Source organism: Priestia sp. 3CA3 (genome assembly GCF_056836725.1).
The window spans coordinates 21,078-45,107 of sequence record NZ_JBXENJ010000018.1; the positions used below are offsets into that span (position 1 = coordinate 21,078).

Consider the following 24,030-nt stretch of genomic DNA (forward strand, 5'->3'; position numbering starts at 1 on the left):
AATATGGAGTTTGAGACAGCAAAATCACGCGTTCAAGAATTACGTGACTTATTAAATCAATATGGTTATGAATATTATGTGTTAGATCAGCCATCTGTTCCAGATGCAGAATACGATAAATTAATGAATGAGTTAATTGAAATAGAAGAATCGTTTCCAGAATTAAAAACAGCTGACTCACCTACTCAGCGCATCGGCGGCCAAGTGCTCGATGCGTTTGAGAAGGTTCAGCATCAAACGTCTATGCTAAGTTTAGGAAATGCATTTAATGAAGAAGACCTTCGAGATTTTGATCGCCGAGTGCGCCAAGCCGTTGAAGACGAGTTTTCTTATGTATGCGAACTTAAAATTGACGGCCTTGCTGTATCTCTTCGCTATGAAGATGGATACTTAGTGCTGGGTGCTACGCGCGGAGATGGTACGACTGGTGAAAATATTACTGAAAACTTAAAAACAATTCGCTCGATTCCACTGCGAATTAAAGAACCGTTATCAATGGAAGTTCGCGGAGAAGCATTTATGCCGAGGAAATCATTCGAAGCACTTAATGAAGCAAAAATGGAAAGAGATGAAGTTCCGTTTGCTAACCCCCGTAACGCAGCTGCTGGCTCACTGCGTCAGCTAGATCCTAAAATTGCGGCAAAACGTAATTTAGATATCTTTGTCTATGCCATGACTGATACAGGAGAATTAGAAATCGACTCTCACAGCGAAAGTTTGAATTTACTCGATGATCTTGGCTTTAAAACAAATAAAGAAAGACAGACGTGTGAAACCATTGATGATGTGATTGCTTATATCGAAAGCTGGCAAACGAAACGTCCAGAACTATCTTATGATATTGATGGCATTGTTGTAAAAGTAGATTCATTTGATCAGCAGGCTGAGCTTGGAACAACGGCCAAGAGTCCACGCTGGGCTATTGCTTATAAGTTTCCTGCTGAAGAAGTTGTAACCAAGCTTGTAAATATTGAGCTGACGGTAGGCCGGACAGGTGTCATTACGCCAACAGCTATTTTGGAGCCGGTTCAAGTAGCAGGTACGACGGTACAGCGTGCGTCTCTTCACAATGAAGATTTGATTCGTGAAAAGGACATTCGCATCGGAGATTATGTCGTGGTGAAAAAAGCAGGAGATATTATTCCTGAAGTAGTGAATGTGATTGAAGAGAAGCGAACGGGAGAAGAGCAAGAGTTTACGATGCCTACTCACTGTCCTGAATGTGAAAGTGAACTGGTACGTTTAGAAGGAGAAGTTGCGCTTCGCTGCATTAATCCAAGCTGTCCTGCTCAAATTCGTGAAGGACTTATTCATTTCGTGTCCCGCAATGCGATGAACATTGATGGACTTGGTGAAAAAGTTATATCACAATTATTTCGTGAACAGTTAATTAAAGATGTAGCAGATATTTATACGCTGACAAAACAGCAGTTAATCGAGCTTGAGCGCATGGGTGAGAAATCTGCTGATAATTTGATTGCGGCCATCGAAGCTTCTAAAGAAAATTCACTTGAGCGTTTGCTTTTTGGTTTGGGCATTCGCCACGTTGGAGCAAAAGCTGCAAAGACGTTAGCTCAGCACTTTGAAACCATAGACAAGTTAACAAAAGCAACGTATGATGAATTAGTGGCAATTAATGAAATTGGTGCCAAAATGGCTGATGCTATTGTCGCTTACTTTACACAAGAAGAGGTTCAAGAACTTATACATGAATTAAAAGAGTATGGAGTAAACCTTACATACAAAGGACCCAAGCTTGTAAGTGTAGAAAATGTAGATTCTGTTTTTGCTGGTAAAACCGTTGTATTAACAGGTAAGCTTGAACAGCTATCTCGCAATGAGGCAAAAGCACAAATTGAAGCACTTGGCGGTAAAGTCACAGGAAGCGTAAGTAAAAAGACAGACCTTGTTGTGGCAGGGGAAGAGGCTGGTTCCAAACTGACAAAAGCTAACGAGCTTGAAATTGAAGTATGGGATGAAGCAAGGCTACTTACGGAATTAAATAAATAAGAGGTGTGTGTAGTTGAAAAAGATATTGTTACTTTCTCTTGCGGTCATGCTTGTAACTTCAGCGTGTGCACCGAACCTTTCGGACGATAAAGAGACTGTTCAACAAACCAACAACAAGAAAGAAAAAGCAGTTATTCCGAAGTATAGTATTTCAGACGATTATTACCGAACAATTCTTCCATTTAAAGCGGGAGTGGCAAGAGGCTTAGTAGCAGCAAACTTAAATAACCGCTTGGATGCGCAAGAATTTGAAACAGGCTTAATGCGCTTATCGACAGATAGCTATTCTCCGAAAAAATATGTGTATCAAGAAGGCCAGTACCTTGAAAAAGATACTATTCGCTCATGGTTAAGCCGTAAGCTGAGTGATAAACAGTTTAAAGATCTTCAAAGCAAAACAAAAGATGATACGGCGAAAAAGAAGCTTAAAAACAATGGGTTAAACCCAATTGATACAGAAAAAGGCGATTTGAAAACTCGTAACGAAACAAGTCCAATGTACTTAGCGAACATTACTGAACAAGACTACCTTATTCAAGACGGAGACGACAAGGTAAAACTTGGAGGCGTCACAATCGGCTTAGCGATGAATTCTGTTCATTATTATACAGAAGAAAATGGTTATGCACGTGAAGTGAAGCTTACAAATAAAGAGATTGAAGCGCAAGGAAAGCAAATGGCAGATGAAATTGTTAAGCGTATGCGCAACATCAAAGGCTTAGAAAATGTGCCAGTTCGAGTAGCATTATTCAAACAAAGTGCTAAGTCCTCTTTAACACCGGGTAACTTTATAGCTGTCGGAAATGCAGGTTCAAATGATACGGCCGTTGGCAGCTGGGATAATTTAGACGAGCAATATTATTTATTCCCATCATCAGATGCAACAAAAGATCACCGAGATGATGCGATGAAGTTTGATGAGTTTAAAGCGCAAATCGAAGACTACTTCCCAAACTTTACAAGCGTAGTAGGGAAAGGGTATTACAAAGATGGACAGCTTCAAAAAATGACGATTGATATTCCCGTACAATTTTATGGAAAAGGTGAAATTGTAGGATTTACTCAGTACGTTGCTGGTTTAATGCTTGATCATTTCCCTTCATATATGGAAACGAGTATCTCTATTAACTCAGTAAGCGGACCGGAAGCTCTTATTGTTAGAAAAGCAGATGAAGACAAGCCGTTCGTTCATATTTACGAAGAGTAAGCAAAAAAAGACACTGCTCAAGCAGTGTCTTTTTTTAATTCTATGAAATTGCCTCCTATGAAGAAATGGCGTGAGAATTTTGTCTCGTAAACTTAGCAAGATAATAAGCAGCAAATGCAAATGCATCTTGTTCGGTTGTCCGCTCTTCATACGGGCGTTTTTTATCCAGCTCAAATTCTTTCTGATAATAAGGGATGTGATCTTGAATATAGTGACGCAGCTCGTGAAAGATGGTTTCAACAAGCGGAAGGTAGTCATCAAATTTAAAAATAAATATAATGCCGACTTCTCGCCAGTAAACACCTGAGGCAAACTGCAGGTATTCTGCTTCTTCTTCTCCAAGAGCGGAGACAATTTTATTGGCTTCACATGAATCACAAAAAATGATAGGAATATGAAAGGCTTTATTTAAACAAGCAAAAACATCTTTTTGCAAGGTGGACAAATCCCACTTGAATTCTTCATCTAATACAAACCATCTTCCGCTTTGCTGATACACAGGGCGCTGGTGGATGACTGACTGTATAAGTATTTTATTCAATTTTTATAGCACCTCTTTTACGGTAAAGTAGTTATTCGTTTTCTTTACTTTCCCAAAGACTAGTGAAATTAAAACATGGTGGTGTGTTCTTCTAAAGCATGTTTCTCTTTCTATCTATCTTTTCTAAAAAGAAGGTTATTTTATACCTATGCAAGAGAGAAATATTTTATGACGAAGGAAAAGTATGGAATGTTGTTTGAATGAAATAGATTTGGTATAAAATAGAAGTGATAAATGTAAGCCCTGTCTTGTCTGGCGGGGTTTTTAATATTTTAGGAACTAGTCTCAGAAATGTTGCCTGTTGCTAGTGAAGTTTGGTATTATCAGTATATTGTAGTGGGACGAATATTCGGAGGTGAAGGAACATGTCAAGAATTTCTGTTGATCAAGTAAAACACGTTGCAAACTTAGCGAGACTTGCGGTAACGGATGACGAAGCAGAACTATTTACAAAACAATTAGATGCTATTATTACATATGCAGAACAATTAGATGAGCTAGATACTACAAATGTAAAACCAACTTCTCACGTATTGGATATGAAAAACGTGATGCGTGAAGATAAGCCAGCTAAAGGCTTACCAATTGAAGACGTAGTAAAAAACGCGCCAGACCACAAGGATGGCTACATTCGAGTACCAACTATTTTAGAATAAGGAAGGAGGCTTTACGATGTCTTTATTCGATCGTAAACTTTCAGAACTACATAGCCTTTTACACAAGAAAGAAGTACGTGTACAAGATTTAGTAGACGAATCATACAAACGTATTAATGAAGTAGATGATAAAGTAGGTGCGTTCTTAGCGCTTAATGAAGACAATGCTCGTGCTTATGCAAAAGAGCTAGATGAAGCATTACAAACAAAAGATGAATTTGGCCTATTATTTGGTATGCCGATCGGTGTAAAAGATAATATTGTCACAAAAGATTTACGTACAACTTGCTCTAGTAAAATTCTAGCAAACTTTGATCCGATTTATGATGCAACAGTTGTTCAAAAACTGCAGGCAGCTGAAGCAGTAACAATCGGTAAATTAAATATGGATGAATTCGCAATGGGTTCTTCAACTGAAAACTCAGGTCTTCAGTTAACGCGCAACCCATGGAATTTAGATTACGTACCGGGTGGATCTAGCGGTGGTTCAGCTGCAGCTGTAGCAGCAGGAGAAGTTCCGTTCTCTTTAGGTTCTGATACAGGTGGTTCAATTCGTCAGCCAGCTGCTTATTGCGGTGTTGTTGGATTAAAACCAACGTATGGTCGCGTATCTCGTTACGGATTAGTGGCATTTGCATCTTCTTTAGATCAAATCGGACCAATCACAAATTCTGTTGAAGATAATGCATACTTACTTCAAGCAATTTCAGGCGTAGACCCAATGGATTCTACTTCTGCTAATGTTGATGTACCGGATTATGTATCTGCTTTAACAGGTGACGTAAAAGGCCTTAAAATTGCTGTTCCAAAAGAATACTTAGGCGAAGGTGTGGGCGAAGAAGCTCGCCAGTCTGTTTTAGATGCACTAAAAGTGTTAGAAGGACTAGGCGCAACTTGGGAAGAAGTATCGCTTCCACACTCTAAATACGCATTAGCTACGTATTATCTATTATCTTCTTCTGAAGCGTCTGCTAACTTATCACGTTTTGACGGCGTTCGCTACGGATACCGTACAGATAATGCTGAGAACTTAATCGAAATGTACAAGCAGTCTCGAAGCGAAGGCTTTGGAAACGAAGTAAAACGCCGTATCATGCTTGGGACATTTGCGTTAAGCTCTGGTTATTATGATGCTTACTACAAAAAAGCACAGCAAGTACGTACGTTAATTAAGCAAGACTTTGAGTCTGTATTTGAAAACTATGACGTTATCATTGGACCAACTACACCAACTCCATCATTCAAAATTGGTGAGAAAACAGATGATCCATTAACAATGTATGCAAACGATATTTTAACAATCCCAGTAAACCTTGCTGGAGTACCTGGTATTTCTGTGCCTTGCGGCTTATCAAATGGATTGCCATTAGGGTTACAAATTATCGGTAAGCATTTCGACGAAAGCACAATCTATCGTGTTGCTCATGCATTCGAACAAGCAACTGAGCATCATAAAGCGAAACCAGCACTGTAAGGGGTGAGATAAAGATGAACTTTGAAACGATTATTGGTCTTGAAGTACACGTTGAGCTTAAGACAAAATCTAAAATTTTCTCAGCAAGTCCAAACGCATTTGGTGCGGCTCCAAATGCTAACACAAGTGTAATCGACTTAGGTTATCCTGGCGTACTACCTGTGTTAAACAAAGAAGCAGTTGATTTTGCAATGAAAGCGGCGCTTGCGCTAAACTGTGAAATCGCAACAGATACAAAGTTTGATCGTAAAAACTATTTCTATCCGGATAACCCAAAAGCTTATCAAATCTCTCAATTTGATAAACCAATTGGCGAGAACGGTTGGATTGAAGTAGAAGTTAAAGGTGAAACGAAGCGCATTCGTATCAACCGACTTCATTTAGAAGAAGATGCTGGTAAGTTAACGCATACAGGCGATGGCTATTCACTAGTAGACTTCAACCGTCAAGGTACACCTCTAATTGAGATTGTATCGGAAGCAGATATGCGTTCTCCTGAAGAAGCATATGCTTATTTAGAAAAACTAAAATCAATCATTCAATATACAGGCGTATCTGACTGTAAAATGGAAGAAGGTTCACTTCGCTGTGATGCCAATATTTCTTTACGTCCAGTTGGACAAGAAGAGTTTGGTACAAAAGCTGAGCTAAAGAACTTAAACTCATTTAACTACGTGCGCCGCGGTCTTGAACACGAAGAAATTCGTCAAGAAAAAGTGTTATTGTCTGGTGGCCTAATCGAGCAGGAAACACGCCGTTTTGATGAGTCTACGGGTGAAACAATTCTGATGCGTGTAAAAGAAGGATCTGACGACTACCGCTACTTCCCAGAGCCTGACTTATTAGAATTACACATCGACGAAGAGTGGAAAGAACGCGTTCGTGCTTCGATTCCTGAACTTCCAGATGCTCGTAAAAAGCGCTATGTAGAAGAGCTTGGCTTACCTGCTTATGATGCAATGGTATTAACGCTAACAAAAGAAATGTCTGATTTCTTTGAAGCAACACTTGCTGCAGGCGGAGATGCTAAGCTATCTTCTAACTGGTTAATGGGTGAAGTTTCTGCTTACTTAAACTCAAATCAAAAAGAACTTTCAGATGTAGCATTAACACCTGAAGGTCTAGCTGGTATGATTCAATTAATTCAAGAAGGTACAATTTCGTCTAAAATTGCGAAAAAAGTATTCAAAGAATTAATTGAAAATGGCGGAGATGCAAAGAAAATTGTAAAAGAAAAAGGTCTTGTACAAATTTCTGATGATGCAACTTTACGTAAATTTGTAACAGATGCATTAGATGCAAACCCTCAGTCTATTGAAGATTTCAAAAACGGTAAGGATCGTGCAATCGGCTTCTTAGTTGGTCAAATTATGAAAGCTTCAAAAGGTCAAGCGAACCCACCGATGGTTAATAAAATTCTTTTAGAAGAAATTAATAAACGCTAAATTTGATAACTAAATGTGAGGTGGGTATCCATCTCACATTTATTATGAGTAAGGGCGATCGCGCTGAAGGTATGAATAAAAACCGAAACGTGAATATTGTATATCAAGGTTAATTTCTTTATAATATGTTTGTTCATGCCCCCTCTTGTTGATGATGTAATGTGAGGGGGCATTCTTTCACTGATAAAAGTAGGCAAAGATTTGTGACAAATTATCATTATTAGGATGATGAATATGAAAAGAGCGAGAATTATTTATAACCCGACATCGGGCCGTGAAATTTTTAAGAAAAACTTACCGGAAGTTTTGCAAAAGCTAGAGCAAGCAGGCTATGAAACATCTTGTCATGCTACAACTTGCGCTGGCGATGCAACAGAAGCTGCCAAAGTAGCAGTAGAGCGCCGCTTTGATGTTGTAATTGCAGCCGGTGGAGACGGTACCATCAATGAAGTCGTAAACGGTATTGCCGGACAAGACTATCGTCCGCAGCTAGGTATTATTCCTGTTGGAACAACCAATGACTTTGCTCGTGCCATTAATGTCCCGCGTACAATTGAAGGCGCTGTTGATGTTATTGTAGAAGGTGTAACGAAGCCAATTGATTTAGGCTGTGTAACAAACGACGGAGAAACGCATTACTTTGTAAATATCGCCGGAGGCGGCCGTTTAACTGAATTAACGTATGAAGTGCCAAGCAAGTTAAAAACAATGCTTGGACAGCTAGCTTACTATTTAAAAGGCATGGAAATGCTTCCTTCTATTAAACCAACATCCGTTGAAATTGAGTATGACGGAAAATTCTTTGGCGGCGAGATTATGTTCTTCCTCGTTTCCTTAACGAACTCAGTCGGCGGTTTTGAAAAGCTGGCACCAGACTCTTCTTTAGATGACGGCATGTTTGATTTAATTATTTTAAAGAAAGCAAATTTAGCTGAGTTTATTCGAATTGCGACACTTGCGCTGCGAGGAGAACATATCAATGATCCTCATATTATTTATACAAAAGCGAACCGTGTTAAAATTCATACGAATGATAAAATGCAGCTAAATCTAGATGGCGAGTACGGTGGGTTATTGCCTGGGGAATTTGTAAACTTATATCGCCATGTAGAAATCTTTGTTCCAAAAGCAACAGCTGAATTGATGGAAAAAAATGAGATCGCCTAATTGCGATCTTTTTTCATGCTTTCCTTTGTTTGGCTTTCGCTCTTATGGTACAATCAGTTCAGCATTTTCAAATGACTAAAAGGATGTAACGATAAATGGAAAAATTAAAACCACCTGTAGAAAAAAATGAATATATAGATGTTGCGTTTGAAGATTTAACGCATGACGGAGCGGGTGTAGCGAAAGTGAACGGATTTCCTATTTTCGTTCAAAATGCGCTGCCCGGCGAAAGCGGCCAAGTAAAAGTCATTAAAGTAAAAAAAGGCTATGCGTTTGGCAAGCTTATCAAGCACCATAGAATTAGTGAGCAGCGTGTTGAAGCACCCTGTCCGGTATACAAGCAGTGCGGAGGCTGTCAGCTGCAGCATGTAAGCTATGAAGGACAGCTGCAATTTAAACAAAAGCAAGTAAAAGACGTCATGGCGCGAATTGGCCATTTACCTGACGTTCCGGTACATTCGACGCTAGGAATGAACGATCCTTGGCGCTATCGAAACAAAGCTCAAGTTCCCGTAGCAGAGCGAGAAGGCGGTTTGGTCGCTGGGTTTTATCAGCAGCGAAGCCACGATATCATTAACATGGATGCCTGTTTGATTCAGCAGCAGGCAAATGATGATGTTGTTCAAGCTGTCAAATCAATCTGTGAAAAGCATGGGGTTTCTGCTTACCAAGAACAAAAGCATAAAGGCTCGCTTCGTCATATCATGGCGCGCTACGGACTTGTAACGGGTGAAATTATGGTTGTAATTGTGACTCGTACAGCTGAGTTGCCAAACAAAAAGCGTATTATAGAAGACATTATCGAAGCCGTGCCGAACGTGAAATCAATTGTTCAAAACGTCAACAGCAAGCGCACGAACGTCATTTTAGGGAACCAAACGAACGTACTTTGGGGAGAAGAATATATTTACGACTATATCGGCGACGTTAAATTTGCCATTTCAGCAAAATCATTCTACCAAGTAAACCCTGAGCAAACGAAAGTGCTTTACGACAAAGCGCTCGAGTATGCAGATTTAACAGGAGAAGAAACGGTCATTGACGCTTACTGCGGAATCGGAACGATCTCGTTATTTCTCGCTCAAAAAGCGAAAAAAGTATATGGCGTTGAAATCGTGCCTGAAGCGATTGAAGATGCAAAGCGCAACGCTGAGCTAAACGGTATTCACAATGCAGAATTTGAAGTAGGCGAAGCAGAGGTTGTTATTCCAAACTGGTACAAACAAGGCATCAAAGCGGACGTCATCGTCGTAGATCCGCCGCGAAAAGGATGCGACGAAGCCCTTTTAAATACCATCATCGAGATGAAGCCGAAAAAAGTTGTCTATGTTTCATGCGGACCAGCAACTCTTGCGCGTGATCTAGCTATTCTAGAAAAAGGCGGCTATGAGACGGTTGAAGTTCAGCCTGTTGATATGTTCCCGCATACGACCCATGTGGAGAATGTGGCGGTGCTTACATTAAAATAAGAAAATTGTTTAAAACACCACTATCATTAGGAATGGTAGTGGTATTTTATATTGGCTTTTATTTTTAATACAGTACGGAATATACTAAAAGATTTATAGAGAAACAAATAAAAGCAATTATAAATGGGAGTAAAAAGATTCCTAAATATACATAAGGCAAAATGGATGAAGCAAATTGATTACGTGGGAAACGGATGAAAAAGAGGTAAGTTTAGAAACCATTTTAGATGTAGAAAAAGCATGGGATGTATTATTTCCAATTTACTTTATGGAATGTGTAACAAAGTATCATGGTGGAGAACCTTCAGCTGATGGATTTAATGTTGGAAAGAGAGAATGTTCTTTTTATCAATTACTAAGTTTTAATCAGGAGAAAAAGGATTACATTTTAAACGTGTACCATGATCTTAAATGCCAGCTAGTTGATGGTATTTACCCATTTGGAGATGACATAGCGGATAATCATGTATGTTTTGACTACCGTTCTAACTCTCAGCGGCCTATTATCGTTTTTATAAATCATGAACTAGCATATGAGAATCCTGAAAGCAGTATTTTTTTCGTCGCCCATTCATTTGAAGAATTTATTAATGGTCTATATGAAGAAGAATAAAATTAAAATAACTTTCCACCAAGAGGCTGGGACAAAAGTATTTTAACCCAAGTAAAAAACGAACCATTAATTAACATGTTTGATTCGTGGTTTATTTTTTTGTTAAGGCAAATAAGTGTCGTCTGTTTCGTTCCTTTTAGCAGTTGATTGGAGGGCAAGACGAAGACTCCTGCGGGAAAAGCGGAATAGGTGAGACCCCGCAGGAGCGCAAGCGACGAGGAGGCTCAGCGGCCGCCCGCGGAAAGCGAAGTCTTGCACGGAAATCAACTGCGGTTCCATACAAGCTCATCTATACTAGTTGTTCGCCTTTAAAATACATTCATTTCATTATGATGTCTCAACCTCTTTTAGGTTAAATAAGTACGGAAAAGGTAAAGGTAGCATTTCTATAACAAAAGCAGCAAAAGCTTGATATAAAAGCATTATCCGCTTGTATGTCCGTTTTATTTTGCCGTTTGTCCACCCCACCAACACAGCAAATTTCTGAATATACTTTTTTTAAGGTTTTTAATATTTTAGGAATTATAATAAAGAAGCAATAAATGAAAACATTATATTTGTGGTAAGAGGTGAAGGGACATCATGTATAGAGCAATTGCTATTATAGCGGGTTCTGTGTTAATTGGATTTGCATACAATTGGTTTTTAATCCCCCATAAAGTGCTAAGCAGCGGCATTAGCGGTATTGCTATGATTATAGGAATTTTAACGCCTGCAAGCACGGGAACAATGAATTTTTTGTTGAATTTACCCCTTTTAATTATTGGTTTTATGAAGTTAGGAAAGCGGTTTGTTTTACATACGCTGCTGTCCGTTGTGGCTTTATCAATTGCTTTATACGTGATTCCCTTGAGAGCTGTTAGTACAGATCCTATTCTGTCAGCTGTTTTTGGAGGAGTTTTAACTGGAATTGGCGTAGGGTTTGTTTTTCGTCAGTCAGCCTCAACAGGTGGATTTGATATTATTGCGATGCTTCTTACGCATAAAAAAGAATTTCCGCTTGGCGCTATATTATCAGCGATGAATGCCGTGGTCGTATTTGTTTCAGGTTTCTTTGTGAATTGGGACGCGGCTTTATATACGATGCTTTCGATTTTCGTCACAGGAAAAGTAGTGGATGCGATTCATACTCGCCACATTAAGCTCACGTTAACCATTATTACGAGAAAAGGCGAAGAAATGAAGCAGCAGCTTCTTACGAATTTGGTGCGCGGTGTGACGTTAATGAACGGTGAAGGAGCTTATTCAAGAGAAGACCGTAAAATATTAATGACGGTGATTTCACGCTATGAGCTTGCAAACCTCAAGCAGTTAATTCAATCTGTGGATCCTGAAGCTTTCGTAAATATTACGGAAACGGTAGAAGTAATGGGGCTGTTTCGACGGGATGCCTATTAATATATTTGTTATTTCAGCGCCGATTTATGATAAATAGCCATTTTTATAGTATAAAAGTTATAAAAAAAGCCTTAAGAGTAGTTCTTGAGGCTTTTTTTGCGTAAAATATGAGTAAGAAAATATCGTGTATGAAAAGTATAAAAAAGGGAATTTGATAGAGTACATAAAATATTGACATCAAAAAGGAGAGACTATATGACGGTAGAATATCAGTTAACGAAAAAGAAATATTACGAAACGTTTATGCAAGAAAATGAAAATCAGCCGCCTGTAAAAGTCCTTGGACAAGCTTATTACGAAGAGCAGCAAAAAGAGTGGTACGACTTATCGCTCATTCGCTTAGCTCAGGGAGAAGTGTACTTCCACAATCAAGATTTTGAATCCGCGATTTTTAAGTGGGAGAATGTAAATGGCGAGTTTAAGCTGTGGGCGAAGAAAAATACAGCCGACGCACATTATGAATTGGGGTTGTCTACGCTCGCTGAAGAGCTTTACCTATCCATCGAAACGGATTCAAAAGTATTAAAAGCTGAAATAGCGCTAAAGCTGTTTTCGCTTTATACGGACCATAACAATATTGAACGAGCTTATGAAGTTATTAACGAGCTGGTTGCTTCTCAGCCGGATTATCCAAACGTCACGGCGATTGCGCGAAGATTTTATGAAGAGCAAGAAGATTTTAATAGCGCAGTGGAGCTTGCAGTAGATGAGTGTATTCGAACAGAATCGCTGAATTGGTTTGCGGTATTAAAGACTTACGTAGATAAAGGATATACAGCAAACTTTATCCCTAACTATTTTTATCAAGTGATGATTTCATTTTACAAAGTGGACCAAGTATATTTCAAACAGCTTGTCTCAGCTTTATGGAAACAATATAAGAGTCAGCCTCCTTATCTTGCTTGGATTAAAACCATCAATGATATTTTCTTGAATATTGAAGTGGGTCTCTATGATTATTGGCAAGAGATTTCAACTCTTTATCAAGAGACGTACACTGACTTAATGGAAAGTGATCATTCTGTAAAGGAATTGCATGAAGTCATTCCGAACGTATTAACAAACTGGCTTAAAATTACTAATAAGTCACGTGCGTTATTTCCGTCTGCGGCCGTGCTTTCATGGAATGAAAAGTTTCCGTCAACTATTGATACCATTACAATCGAAAATGCAGGCAGATTAATTTTTGAGGCGCGTAACGACATTGATGGTCTTGAATATCACTACAAACTTTGCCATGGCATTATTAAATGGGCTAATGAAAATGGTTTAGAAGTGGGGCACACCTTTAAATGGTGGGTAGACTTTTTATTAGATGCTCATACGACACACTTATTAATTACAGGAACAAATGCTGCAACGTCTTCATTTGTGGGATCGATTACAGAAGAAAAGGTACCGCAAAATCATGAAACAACCTTTGTGTTCATTCATGATGAAGAAGAATCTATCCAGCAAATCGCTGATCAAGAAATCATTCCGATGGAAACGATTGACGGAGCGGAGCAATCTTCTCACCAGGCGCTTGTAGAAGTGAAAAAACCTTTTGCGTTCCTTGATAAGCATAATTGTTCATGCATTGTTACGCCAAGCTTTACAGAACAAGAGGCGCGTGAGCAGGATGCATTTAAATATGCTCCTTTAGCAGATGGTTTACTGTTTGTGCTTGATGCAAAAGAATCGCTGCTTGATGAAGAAAGAGAATTATTGCTGGAGATTAAAGAATATGCGCCAAATACGCCAGTTCATTTTGTCATCAACAATATGGACAGTCTTTATAATCAAGCAACGATTGAGCGAATTACAAAAGAATTTGAGGCAAGCATTGGCGCTGATTTCCCGCAGGCGCATGTATTAGCCTATACGCCTCACTACGTATCGAGTCAGCACCACGGAGACTTGGCTCAGTTTATTAAAGCTAATTTCTATTACGATCCAAACGACGTTGGAGTAGAAGAGCGTGCGCGCAGACTGCTGTTCTTTATTCAAAGCATGCTAAAGGGCTTAGTGGAGAAGAGAAATCACACAGAAAATCATTTGATTGAAAGTATTAAATGGAACGAAGATATGCTTGTGCGATTAAATGGCTTCTTGCATCGAGTGGATGACTTAGAACAAGAAAAAGCAAGTAGTATTGTTTCGGCTTATCACGGCATCAAAGAGGATATCAGCAAAAAGCTAAAAAATAAAATTCCTCGTTTACTCAAAAAGTCTTCAGAATTAGTGAAGGAAGACAGTGATTTTAGTACGGTTCATATTGAGCTGAATAAACAAATGAATATGCGCGTGGAAGAGCACTTGCAGCAAGATGTCCTACCTAAGTTCCGTATTTCTTTAAAGGACTGGATTGCTACATCAAATGAAGAGCTGATTGCGAGTCAAGTAGATATTGAAGAAGTAGCAGAGTCATTAAATAAGATGTACAATGAGCAAAAATTAACGTTAGCCTGCGATTTTAAAGTGCTGGACGACTGGCGCCGCGACGTTAATCGTATGGCTAATCGGGTTCAGCTGGATGAAGAAAATATTTTACTTCGCGTTAATCCAACGCAGCTTTTGTTAAAAGGAGCAGGGAAACTGTTTTCTTCCATTCTTCAAAATCAAACGCTGCTTTATAATCAATATAAAAAGTACATTGAAAGTCAAGACTATCAAGATATCACAGAATCTATGCTGGCAAAGTTTTTTATGCAATTTAATTTATTTGAGAAAAATTTAGAAGTTGATATTGAACTATTCTTTGAAAAGCCAAAAGAGGTTCTAAAAGAAACGATTGAAGAAACACAGGCGCATATTAATGAAAATCAAGACGTATTAAGTCATATGAAAGCCAATCCTGAAGCTTACTATGATCCGTTAACATTATTCCAGCTTCGCTTGCGTCAGTATGAGTTAATGGTTAAAGCTACAGAAGAAGTACACTATAACGTCTAAAAGGTGGAGCAGGATGTATTTAACGATAAAAGAAGCAGCAGAGTATCTATCTTTTCCTGAAGAATATGTACAGAAATTGATTCAAGAAGGAAAAGTAAGGGCTATATTTGATGGTGAAAACTACTTATTAAATAAAGAGCAGTTTAACACTCATTTAGAGCAAATGGAAAAGTATAAAAAACAAATTGAAGAATACCTAAATGAGCCAATCCCTGAAGATATGGACGTAAAAGATGAAGATTGAAGGCCGAAGCAGAAAACAGATGTTTTCTGCTTTTTCTTTTGGAGTGAAAGTGTTAAAAAAGGTAAGATATGAAAGAAATGTCGAAAAAAGTTGGAATTTCGTTAAAGATGTAGTCTTTTTAGATGCTTTTTTTATATAATGAAAGTATGCTAAACAAAAAGGAGAAGGTCTATGCAACGATCAAGACAGTTAAGGCTGATTTTATTGCTTGCCCTGATTGTTGTCGCTTCGTTTTTAATTATTATTGTTTCGAAAACACAAGGGATTATAAGTCAGCAAACGACAAAAAAAGTAGAAAACACAAGCGTTGCAATTCTCACCTCTGATGTACTGACAGATCAAAGCTGGGGCAGTCTAGCTTATAAAGGAAAAATCAACATCGAGCAGAAGTACCCCGTTTCGGCTCAAGTTATTAGCGAAGTAAATACGAACCAAAAAATGAAGGAAGCTGCTGAAAAAGTTATTCAAAATGGAACAAAAGTCGTAATTGGACATGGAAGAGAATTTTCTACCGTTTTTACAGAACTCGCTCCTAAGTATCCTCATGTTCATTTCGTCACCATTCACGGTACTTCACGTTATAAAAACCAAACTGTATATACATTTGATCAAACAAAAATAGAGTATCTGGCAGGCACGGCAGCTGCCATGAAGACACGAACGAAAAAAATTGGATTAATTGATGCATTTGAAGCACGCGAAAAAAATCCAGGGTTTGAAAAAGGCCTAAAAGCGTCTGATTCCTCAATTGCTTTTTATTATCGAGTGGTAAACAGCCGAGACGATGGAGCAAAAGCAGTAAAGCTGCTCCGTGAGTTAAAAGATGAAGGCGTCGATATCGTCTATGCTAAAGGAAATTCATATAATCAAGAAGTGATTCAAGAAGCGAAAAAACAAAAAATGTACGTAATAGGATATTTAGATGATCAGGCGTATATGGGGAGGTCTGTTATTTTAACAAGTGTGATAAATGATGTTCCTCAAGCTTACAACGCGATTACGAAAGACTATTTTAGTAAAAAGGGCCTTCGATCTGGAGAAGTCAAACTTGATGCCCGGGATGGTGTTTATAAGCTTGCGCCTTTTGGACCAATGTACAGTAAACAAGAAAAACAAATATTATATTCGAAAGTTAGAATGTCTACACAGCCGAAGTAACTATGAAAAAGAAAGAGATGATTATGAATCAATTATTTCGCAACATGTCATTCCGTAGCCAAATATTAACGATTCTTCTTTTGATTACATTCATGTTAAGCGGGTTCTCTTTAGTTTTAGTGCATGCCATTGATAAAATGAATCATGTAAGCAACGAAATTAAAGATGAAGATGTTCCTCAAATGGTGTGGCTTTCTTATTGGGAAGAGCAGCTGAACATAAAAGAATACATTGTGAAAAATAATCTAAAGAACCCCACTGTCTCTTTGATAGAAGAATATCAATCATATGATACACGAGTTATTGAAGACAATGAAAAGTATAAGCAGCCTGTGCCAAAATCGTTGATTCCACTGAAGGAAAAAATTGAGCTGCTTGATTTCAAGATTTCTAATAACGTGCAGGGACTGCTGAAGTACGGAGATATAGAGGGAGCAAAAGAGTATCTTAAGAGAAATTATTTGCCGGATCTGCATCAGATAAAAAAAGATATTAATAGTTCAAAAGAAGAGACGGTTGATTCACTTGATACACTATCAGATACACTGTCTGTTATTATTAAAGATTCATTAATTTTACTATTAATTTTAACAGTAAGTGCTATTGTGGCTTCTCTTTATGTTTCTTATCGTATGAGTGCAAGCCTTACGAAACCAATTGAACAAATGATTGAAAAAGTGAATGACATTGCAGACGGAGAATACGGTCTTGTTCTTCAAGACACAAAGCAAATCGAGCTGAAGCAGCTTTCGGCTTCTATCAATCAAATGTCGGTTAGTTTAGAAGATTCATTTTGGAAAATCATTAAAGATAAAGCATATCGCCAGCAGATCTTAAATTCACTGCCTGTTGGAATTATCACAATAGAAGATGAGACAAATAGTATATTTGCTAATACCTCAGCAAAACAGTTTTTAGATCTCGATGAAAAGGATATTTGCCGGTATATGAAGGAATGTCCTGAATATAATACTGAATTTTGGAGCATGTTGAATTCGGGAGAAATTCACGAAAATAAAAAAGTATTATTTGGAACGAAAGAGACGTGCTATTGCTTTTTAGCCTCTCAAACGCAGCTGTTTAATGAGAAGAACGAAAGCATTGGAAGGATTTTTTATTTCATTGATATATCGGATACCGAAGAATTAGAAAAGCGAATGCATCAGTCTGAGAAACTTGCCTTGGTTGGAGAAGTGGCAGCCGGAGCTGCTCATGAGATTCGTAATCCTCTTGCCGTGATTCATGGATTTATATCTCTTATGAATCAGTCTCTTTCTGATGAGGAGAAAAAGCGTTTTTACCTGCCTCTGCTTATGAAAGAACTAGAGAGGATTAATTACATCATTGAAGAAATGCTGTTGTTATCAAAGCCTGGGACTCCGGTGATGAAAAAAGTCAGCATGCAGGATATTATTAATGAGTTATTGCCTTTGATTACTCACTCAAGCAAATTTACAGAAAAAGATAAGCTTATTTTCGATGTGAAATTGCAGCCGCATGTATTAAAGGTAGATGAAAAACAAATCAAACAAGTTCTTCATAATTTAATTCGAAACAGTATGGAAGCCATGGATGGAGAGGGAGTTATTACAATCTACTCGCAGGTTCATGAAGATAGCTACTGTCTATACATTGAAGATACTGGAAAAGGTATTCCAGTTCATATGCAGCAGTCGCTGTACCAGCCGTTTTCCACGTCAAAAGATAGTGGCACAGGTCTTGGTCTGCCCATTGCTCAGCGTATTCTAGAAAGCCACGGAGGACAGATTAAATTATTATCTACTTCTTCCCGCGGCACAGTTTTTGTTATTAAATTTCCTCTACATTAAGAAAACAGCCTCAAAAGGGCTGTTTTTTAATGTGCTGTTAAAATAAGAGGACCGTTTTTCGTAATCGCAAGCGTATGTTCAAATTGAGCGGATAATTTACCGTCGGTTGTACGAGCAGTCCAACCGTTTTTATCCATTTTAGAATGCCATGTACCAGCGTTTACCATTGGCTCAATTGTAATAACCATACCTTCTTTTAAACGTGTACCTTTGCCAGCTTTTCCGTAGTGAAGAATTGTAGGCGCTTCGTGCATGGTATTTCCAATTCCATGTCCTGTGAAGTCGCGTACGACAGAGAATTTTTCGCCTTCTACATAGCTTTGAATAGCGTGGCCGATGTCACCTGTACGGTTTCCTGGCTGTGCTTGCTCGATTCCTTTTAAAAGCGCTTCGTATGTAACATCTACTAGACGCTGTGCTTCGTCTGAAATGTCTCCAACAGTGTGAGTCCATGCAGAATCTGCTAAGCCTCCGTTTAAATTTACAACCATATCAATGGTTACGATATCCCCGTCTTTTAACGGTTTAGTTGTTGGAAAACCGTGGCAAATTTCATCATTTAAAGAAGCGCACGTTGCATATTGATATCCTTTGTATCCTTTTTGTTCCGGCGTTGCTCCGTGCTTTGCTAAGTACTCTTCAACAAATTTATCAATTTGCATTGTTGTTATGCCTGGTTTGATCATTTTAGCGATTTCTTTATGACAAGAAGCTAATAATTTACCTGCTTCGTGCATTAAATTAATTTCGCGTTCACTTTTTAATGTGATCATTGTTGTTCACTCCTTTTTTGATGTAACTTTACGAAAAAAGTTGAGCAGCGGTTATAGCGATGGAAGTCGACTATTCATCAGCCCATTCTTCTTTGCTTGAAAATCTAAGAAATACAGGAACCGTCTGCTATTGGGCGATATAAAATCATCCTTAATCATAACGCCCAATGGTAGGAAAATGCAAGATGCAGGCTTAAAAAGGAAGGGTTTGACGCTAGGCATGTAGGGAAAACTGATAAATGAACGTTGAATTGGAGCATTCTCTATAACAAATGCGGTATGATATAGTAAAATAAATGAAACAAAACAATTCTTTAGGAGGGGTATAGGAAAATGAGTGAACATGGAAAATTTATTGGATTTGCAGGTACATATACAAAAGCAGGCAGTGAAGGTGTCTATACATTTACGTTAGATACGAAGGCTAAAAAAATTGTAGAAGTAAAAGCCGTGGCTAAAATTGAAAATCCTACATACTTAAATGCAAGCAAAGACAACGAACATCTTTATACAGTTATTAAAGAAGGAGAAAAAGGCGGAGTAGCTGCTTTTAAGGTTGATCCAAACACAGGGCAATTGAAGTTTGTAAACAAACAGCTGCTAGACGGCGCGCCTCCTTGCTACGTTTCAGTGAATGAAGATAATACGCTTGTTTTATCTGCTAACTTTCATAAAGGGAGCGTTGAGACGTATTCTGTTAATGAAGAAACAGGAGAAATTGAATATGTAGCATCCGTAGTGGAACATCCTCATTCAGACCTTAAAAAAGGACAACAAGGAAAACCACACGTACACTATGCCGATTTTACTCCTGGAGAAAAACACGTGGCGGTTGTAGACCTAGGTATTGATGAAATTGTGACATATGAAGTGGAAGAGAATAAATTGAAGGAAGTCAACAGCCTTTCTACATCTGTTGGTTCGGGCCCTAGACATTTAACGTTCCATCCAAATGGCCGCTATGCGTATGCAATGACAGAATTCAGCTCCGAAGTTTTATTTTTAACGTATGACGAAAGCACAGGAAGCTTTACTCAACAACAAGCTACTTTAGCAATTCCGGCTGATTTTACAGAAAATAATCAAGGGAGTGCGATCCACATTTCTTCAGACGGCCGCTTTGTCTATGCAGGAAATCGCGGACATAACTCGATTGCAACATTCAAAGTAGACCAGGATTCTGGACAGTTAACATTCGTAGAATGGACAGGCACTGAAGGCGACTGGCCGCGCGATTTTGTTTTAGATCCAACGGAACAATTTATTGTGGCGTCTAATCAAGAGACAGGAAACTTGGTGCTGTTTGAAAGAGACCAAGAAAATGGAAAGCTAACGCTTCTTCAATCTAACGTTACGGTTCCAGAAGCTGTATGCGTAAAGTTCCTCCACTATAAGTAATCGATGTAGAAAGCCAGACCTGATCCAAAAACAATCAGGTCTGGCCTTCTAGACCTAAGCGGCTGTCACTCCCCTTTCGGGGTTAGTGCCATCCGCATAGGTGAACCTTTGAGGGAATAGTCAGGTAGTGCGCATTCCTGAGCGTCATTTATGATCCCAATTTTTGAAATGAGCATAATCTATATATGGAAGAAAAGCCCTTTTGGAGGGCTTTTTTTTCTGGTGTTGTAGTAGAATGAAGAGAGAACGCATGAAGGGCTGAGGTGATAAGTGTGGAAAATATATGTGAGTATCCAATTGTACAAGCTCCTATGGCAGGAGGAGTTTCGACGCCTAAACTAGCTGCAGCTGTATCTAATAGCGGAGGGCTAGGGTTTTTAGCCGCGGGATATAAAAGTGCGCGTGAATTGGAGCAGGAAATTATAGAGATGCACTCACTTACGAAAAAACCTTTTGGAGTAAATCTGTTTGTTCCGACAAATGAAAAAGTAGCAGTTGATGCACTTGATTGTTATCAAAAAGAATTGTCAAAAGCCGCTGGATATTTGGAGTGTCAAGTTGGCATACCAAAGAATGATGATGATGAATGGAGTGCCAAGCTCGACATCATTCAAAAACATCGAGTACCTGCTGTGAGCTTTACATTTGGGTGCCCGGATCGAGAGATTGTAGCAAGCTTAAAGGGAATTGGAAGTCATATTTTCGTTACGATTACAACACCTCAAGAAGCCGAAGTGGCTTTGAGAGCAGGAGCAGATGCGCTGTGCTTGCAAGGAATTGAAGCCGGCGGCCATCGGTCTACTTTTTTAGAGAGTTGGGTGGACTTTTCGCTTATAAATTTGCTAAAAGAAATCCGTCTAATCACTAAAAAGCCATTAATTGCTGCGGGAGGCTTGATGACGGGGTCTGACATTAAACGCGTGTTACAGGAAGGTGCTTCTGCTGCGCAGTTAGGTACGGCTTTTATTTGTTGTCCAGAAAGCGGAGCGAGTGCTCTTCATAAAGAAAGCATTCTTCAAAAGCGTTTTAATGAAACAGGTGTTACAAGAGCTTTTACAGGGAAACGTGCTAGAGGATTTGTGAATGCTTTTTTTATTTCCTATGATAAATCAGCACCATCCGCTTACCCTCATATTCATTACATGACAAAGCCTATTCGAACAAAAGCTACACAAATGAATAATCCAGAGTACACTTCTTTGTGGGCAGGAACTGGATTTACGCTGGCAAAAGAACTGCCTGCACATCTTATTGTGGAAGAGCTTGTACAAGAACTAAATGAATGATGAGAATTACGGTGTTGCTTGCTTTAAGTGCAAGCAGCTTTACATAAAGAAGGTGAACTTATAGTGCAAAACAAATTTACGATTGGGCAAATGGCCAGACTGCACGATATTCCAATTAAAACACTTCGCTATTATGATGAAATTGGCCTGTTTGAGCCTTATGAAGTTGATCCGCAAACTGGATATCGTTATTATACGTTAGAACAATTTAAGAAATTAGATATCATTGTCTATTTAAAGCTGATGGGGGTTCCGTTAAAAGAAATTAAAAGAAAAATGGAGCACAGCAGCTTGGACGAATTTATTGAAACCTTAGCGGAATATCAGAAGGTAACAAAAGAAAAAATTCGTCACCTTCAAAGAGTGAATGCGCAGTTAACAACTCGAATGAAGGAATTAGAACAGACGAGACATATTAACCAAATAGGAGCCCCGTTCATCAAACACCTTCCTTCTCGTGAAGTTGTGCAAGTAAAAGCAGAGGTAGGTACGTTAGACGGAACTGAAAGTGTTCTGCGTGATTTAAAAAAGAAAATCAGTCATATTACCCCGATTATGATTGGGAAAGTAGGGTTTATACTATCTGTAGAAAACACAAAAAAACAACAATTTACAGATTACGATGGCATTTTTTTATTGGTCGAAAGCGATGTTTCTTTTAAGCATGAACTCGTTACGTTAATACCTGAAGGCGATTACGCATCTATTTATATGAGAGAAAAGAGAGATACCACAGGAGTCTATTACGATACGTTACTGAACTTTATTAAAGCCGAAGGATACAAAGCAGAAGGGCCTTTTTTAATTCGGCGAATTGTAGATTCATTTATTTCTCATCATGAAGAAGAGCGGCTGACGGAAATTCAAATTCGAATTACGTCTTGACTATCCAGTTGCTGGAGGGTTTAAGATGAGACTATTGTAAAACTGCTGAAGGGAGAGACAACAATAGATGAATCAGCAAAGTATTTCCCAAGGAATGTCTTTAAGCCGAGGAAATCGCATTTTATTTATTTTAATTTTGGGTTCACTAAGCGCATTTGGACCGTTATCAATCGATATGTATTTGCCAGCGCTGCCGACGCTTGCTAAAGAACTGCATACGTCAGCTTCTTTAGCCCAGGTCAGTCTGACAGCTTGCTTATTAGGCTTGGCATTTGGGCAAGTGGTAATGGGGCCATTCAGTGATATCCGGGGAAGGAAAAAGCCGCTTGTAGCAGCATTAATCACCTATGCAGTTGCCTCTGTGTTCTGCGTGTTTGCGCCTTCTATTTGGATTTTTATCGTTTTACGATTTATTCAAGGTATGGCGGGAGCAGCAGGAATGGTTATTTCAAGAGCAAGCGTGCGAGACTTGTTTTCAGGTTCGGATTTAACAAAGTTTTTCTCCATGCTCATGCTCGTAAATGGTTTAGCTCCCATTTTGGCTCCGGTTGCCGGTGGACAGCTGCTGACGGTTATGTCGTGGCGCGGAGTATTTGGTGTGTTAGCCGTAATTGGTGCACTAATGTTTTTTGCCGTTTTATTTGGCTTGAAAGAAACGCTGCCGGCTGAACGCCGTAAAGAAGGTGGATTAACAGAAGTACTGCGTACATTTAGCGTATTGCTAAAAGATAGTGTCTTCGTGGGATATGCGCTGGCGCAAGGTTTTATTATGAGCGCTATGTTTGCTTATATTTCAGGCTCTACATTTGTTCTTCAAGACATTTATGGACTGTCTCCGCAGATGTTCAGTTTTGTTTTTGCTATTAACGGTTTTGGTCTCATTATAGCTACTCAAGTGACAGGACGTTTAGCTGGTAAAGTAAAAGAAGCTACTCTTCTCATGTATGGATTGCTTCAAGCAGCCGTTGGAAGCGTGCTTTTAGTGGCTGTAATTGCTACTCACACATCCGTTATTTTGGTCTGCATCTTGCTTTTCTTTGTTGTATCAAGCGTAGGAATTGTGAACACAACCGTTTTTTCACTTGCTATGCAAAATCAAGCTTCTAATGCAGGGAGTGCTTCAGCGCTTCTAGGATTGCTGCCGTTCTTGCTCGGAGCAGCCGTAGCTCCTCTTGTGGGACTTGGAGGAGGGCAAAATGCTCTGCCGATGGGCATTGTGATTATGGTCTGTGATTTATTAGCATTAGGTGTATACATGGCATTAGTGAAACGGAAAACTGCATCATAAAAAAGCTACTTGGCTCTCAACAGCCAAGTAGCTTTTTTTAGTTATTGAGCTTTGTGCTCGTTCTTTTCAAACGGCATTGTGACACCGAGTTTTTGAATTTCTTTTTTTGCATTTTCTAAAATGGTTTCGGCCTTAGCTTTTGTTTCAGCATCTAAACCATTTAGAAAATCTTTCTTTTTAGCAGGAAGATCTACGCCAAGTTCTTTTAATTTGGCTTCAGCTTGTTCCTTAGTCAGCGTGCCATCGCGAAGCTGA

20 protein-coding genes and 1 pseudogene are annotated in these 24,030 nt (G+C 38.9%); 18 read left to right on the forward strand and 3 right to left on the reverse strand.

The features are described 5' to 3' along the window. Positions 1–3 precede the first annotated feature (3 nt). Entirely contained in the window at positions 4–2,010 is a 2,007-nt protein-coding gene (ligA, locus tag AC1VNJ_RS25145) for an NAD-dependent DNA ligase LigA (RefSeq protein ID WP_028412523.1), read from the forward strand. Between the two features lie 13 nt (positions 2,011–2,023). After that, positions 2,024–3,217: a CamS family sex pheromone protein gene (locus AC1VNJ_RS25150; protein ID WP_482641518.1), complete on the forward strand. Its 1,194-nt coding sequence runs from the start codon at positions 2,024–2,026 to the stop codon at positions 3,215–3,217. A 55-nt stretch (positions 3,218–3,272) separates the two neighbouring features. On the opposite strand, the gene AC1VNJ_RS25155 is transcribed toward AC1VNJ_RS25150, so the two are convergent. Beyond that, the gene (locus AC1VNJ_RS25155; protein ID WP_047751762.1) at positions 3,273–3,758 is read right to left on the reverse strand and encodes a DUF3920 family protein; all 486 of its coding nucleotides are present in this window, start codon (positions 3,756–3,758) and stop codon (positions 3,273–3,275) included. A 365-nt stretch (positions 3,759–4,123) separates the two neighbouring features. On the opposite strand from AC1VNJ_RS25155, the gene gatC reads away from it, so the two are divergent. The 12 genes from gatC (at position 4,124) to AC1VNJ_RS25215 (ending at position 18,145) form a co-directional block, all read left to right on the forward strand. Continuing rightward, positions 4,124–4,414, forward strand: a complete 291-nt coding sequence (gatC, locus tag AC1VNJ_RS25160) for an Asp-tRNA(Asn)/Glu-tRNA(Gln) amidotransferase subunit GatC (RefSeq protein WP_013055055.1) — start codon at positions 4,124–4,126, stop codon at positions 4,412–4,414. Between the two features lie 16 nt (positions 4,415–4,430). Next, positions 4,431–5,888 carry an Asp-tRNA(Asn)/Glu-tRNA(Gln) amidotransferase subunit GatA gene (gatA, locus tag AC1VNJ_RS25165; RefSeq protein ID WP_013055056.1) on the forward strand — a complete coding sequence of 486 codons (1,458 nt, stop codon included), beginning with the start codon at positions 4,431–4,433 and terminating at the stop codon, positions 5,886–5,888. Between the two features lie 14 nt (positions 5,889–5,902). Beyond that, positions 5,903–7,333: an Asp-tRNA(Asn)/Glu-tRNA(Gln) amidotransferase subunit GatB gene (gatB, locus tag AC1VNJ_RS25170; RefSeq protein ID WP_013055057.1), complete on the forward strand. Its 1,431-nt coding sequence runs from the start codon at positions 5,903–5,905 to the stop codon at positions 7,331–7,333. Positions 7,334–7,567: 234 nt separating this feature from the next. Continuing rightward, positions 7,568–8,500, forward strand: coding sequence for a diacylglycerol kinase (locus AC1VNJ_RS25175; RefSeq protein WP_028410196.1), 933 nt, complete (start codon positions 7,568–7,570; stop codon positions 8,498–8,500). 95 nt (positions 8,501–8,595) lie between these two features. Then, the gene (gene rlmD / locus AC1VNJ_RS25180) at positions 8,596–9,969 is read left to right on the forward strand and encodes a 23S rRNA (uracil(1939)-C(5))-methyltransferase RlmD (protein ID WP_098627084.1); all 1,374 of its coding nucleotides are present in this window, start codon (positions 8,596–8,598) and stop codon (positions 9,967–9,969) included. Between the two features lie 175 nt (positions 9,970–10,144). After that, on the forward strand, positions 10,145–10,582 hold the full coding sequence (locus AC1VNJ_RS25185; protein ID WP_243495309.1) for an SMI1/KNR4 family protein: 438 nt from the start codon (positions 10,145–10,147) through the stop codon (positions 10,580–10,582). 143 nt (positions 10,583–10,725) lie between these two features. Beyond that, positions 10,726–10,938, forward strand: coding sequence for a hypothetical protein (locus AC1VNJ_RS25190; protein WP_080974221.1), 213 nt, complete (start codon positions 10,726–10,728; stop codon positions 10,936–10,938). Positions 10,939–11,164: 226 nt separating this feature from the next. Further along, positions 11,165–11,980, forward strand: a complete 816-nt coding sequence (locus AC1VNJ_RS25195; RefSeq protein ID WP_013055060.1) for a YitT family protein — start codon at positions 11,165–11,167, stop codon at positions 11,978–11,980. Positions 11,981–12,175: 195 nt separating this feature from the next. Continuing rightward, complete coding sequence (locus AC1VNJ_RS25200; RefSeq protein WP_033580823.1) at positions 12,176–14,914, forward strand: GTPase domain-containing protein; 2,739 nt, start codon at positions 12,176–12,178, stop codon at positions 14,912–14,914. Positions 14,915–14,927: 13 nt separating this feature from the next. Next, positions 14,928–15,158, forward strand: a complete 231-nt coding sequence (locus tag AC1VNJ_RS25205) for a helix-turn-helix domain-containing protein (protein WP_013055062.1) — start codon at positions 14,928–14,930, stop codon at positions 15,156–15,158. A 171-nt stretch (positions 15,159–15,329) separates the two neighbouring features. Further along, positions 15,330–16,316, forward strand: coding sequence for a BMP family ABC transporter substrate-binding protein (locus AC1VNJ_RS25210; protein ID WP_482641519.1), 987 nt, complete (start codon positions 15,330–15,332; stop codon positions 16,314–16,316). Between the two features lie 23 nt (positions 16,317–16,339). Beyond that, entirely contained in the window at positions 16,340–18,145 is a 1,806-nt protein-coding gene (locus AC1VNJ_RS25215; RefSeq protein WP_028412511.1) for an ATP-binding protein, read from the forward strand. 26 nt (positions 18,146–18,171) lie between these two features. Here the strand turns inward: AC1VNJ_RS25215 and map are convergent, their stop codons facing one another. Then, positions 18,172–18,918: a type I methionyl aminopeptidase gene (gene map / locus AC1VNJ_RS25220; protein WP_025752900.1), complete on the reverse strand. Its 747-nt coding sequence runs from the start codon at positions 18,916–18,918 to the stop codon at positions 18,172–18,174. Between the two features lie 333 nt (positions 18,919–19,251). On the opposite strand from map, the gene AC1VNJ_RS25225 reads away from it, so the two are divergent. The 4 genes from AC1VNJ_RS25225 (at position 19,252) to AC1VNJ_RS25240 (ending at position 23,775) form a co-directional block, all read left to right on the forward strand. Then, on the forward strand, positions 19,252–20,316 hold the full coding sequence (locus AC1VNJ_RS25225; protein ID WP_098627085.1) for a lactonase family protein: 1,065 nt from the start codon (positions 19,252–19,254) through the stop codon (positions 20,314–20,316). 272 nt (positions 20,317–20,588) lie between these two features. After that, positions 20,589–21,602 carry a nitronate monooxygenase gene (locus AC1VNJ_RS25230; protein WP_482641520.1) on the forward strand — a complete coding sequence of 338 codons (1,014 nt, stop codon included), beginning with the start codon at positions 20,589–20,591 and terminating at the stop codon, positions 21,600–21,602. A 63-nt stretch (positions 21,603–21,665) separates the two neighbouring features. Next, on the forward strand, positions 21,666–22,487 hold the full coding sequence (locus AC1VNJ_RS25235; protein WP_028412508.1) for a MerR family transcriptional regulator: 822 nt from the start codon (positions 21,666–21,668) through the stop codon (positions 22,485–22,487). 67 nt (positions 22,488–22,554) lie between these two features. Next, positions 22,555–23,775, forward strand: coding sequence for a multidrug effflux MFS transporter (locus AC1VNJ_RS25240; RefSeq protein WP_098627087.1), 1,221 nt, complete (start codon positions 22,555–22,557; stop codon positions 23,773–23,775). Positions 23,776–23,816: 41 nt separating this feature from the next. On the opposite strand, the pseudogene AC1VNJ_RS25245 reads toward AC1VNJ_RS25240, so the two are convergent. Then, positions 23,817–24,030 (reverse strand): annotated as a pseudogene (locus AC1VNJ_RS25245) (hypothetical protein); the annotation flags it as partial.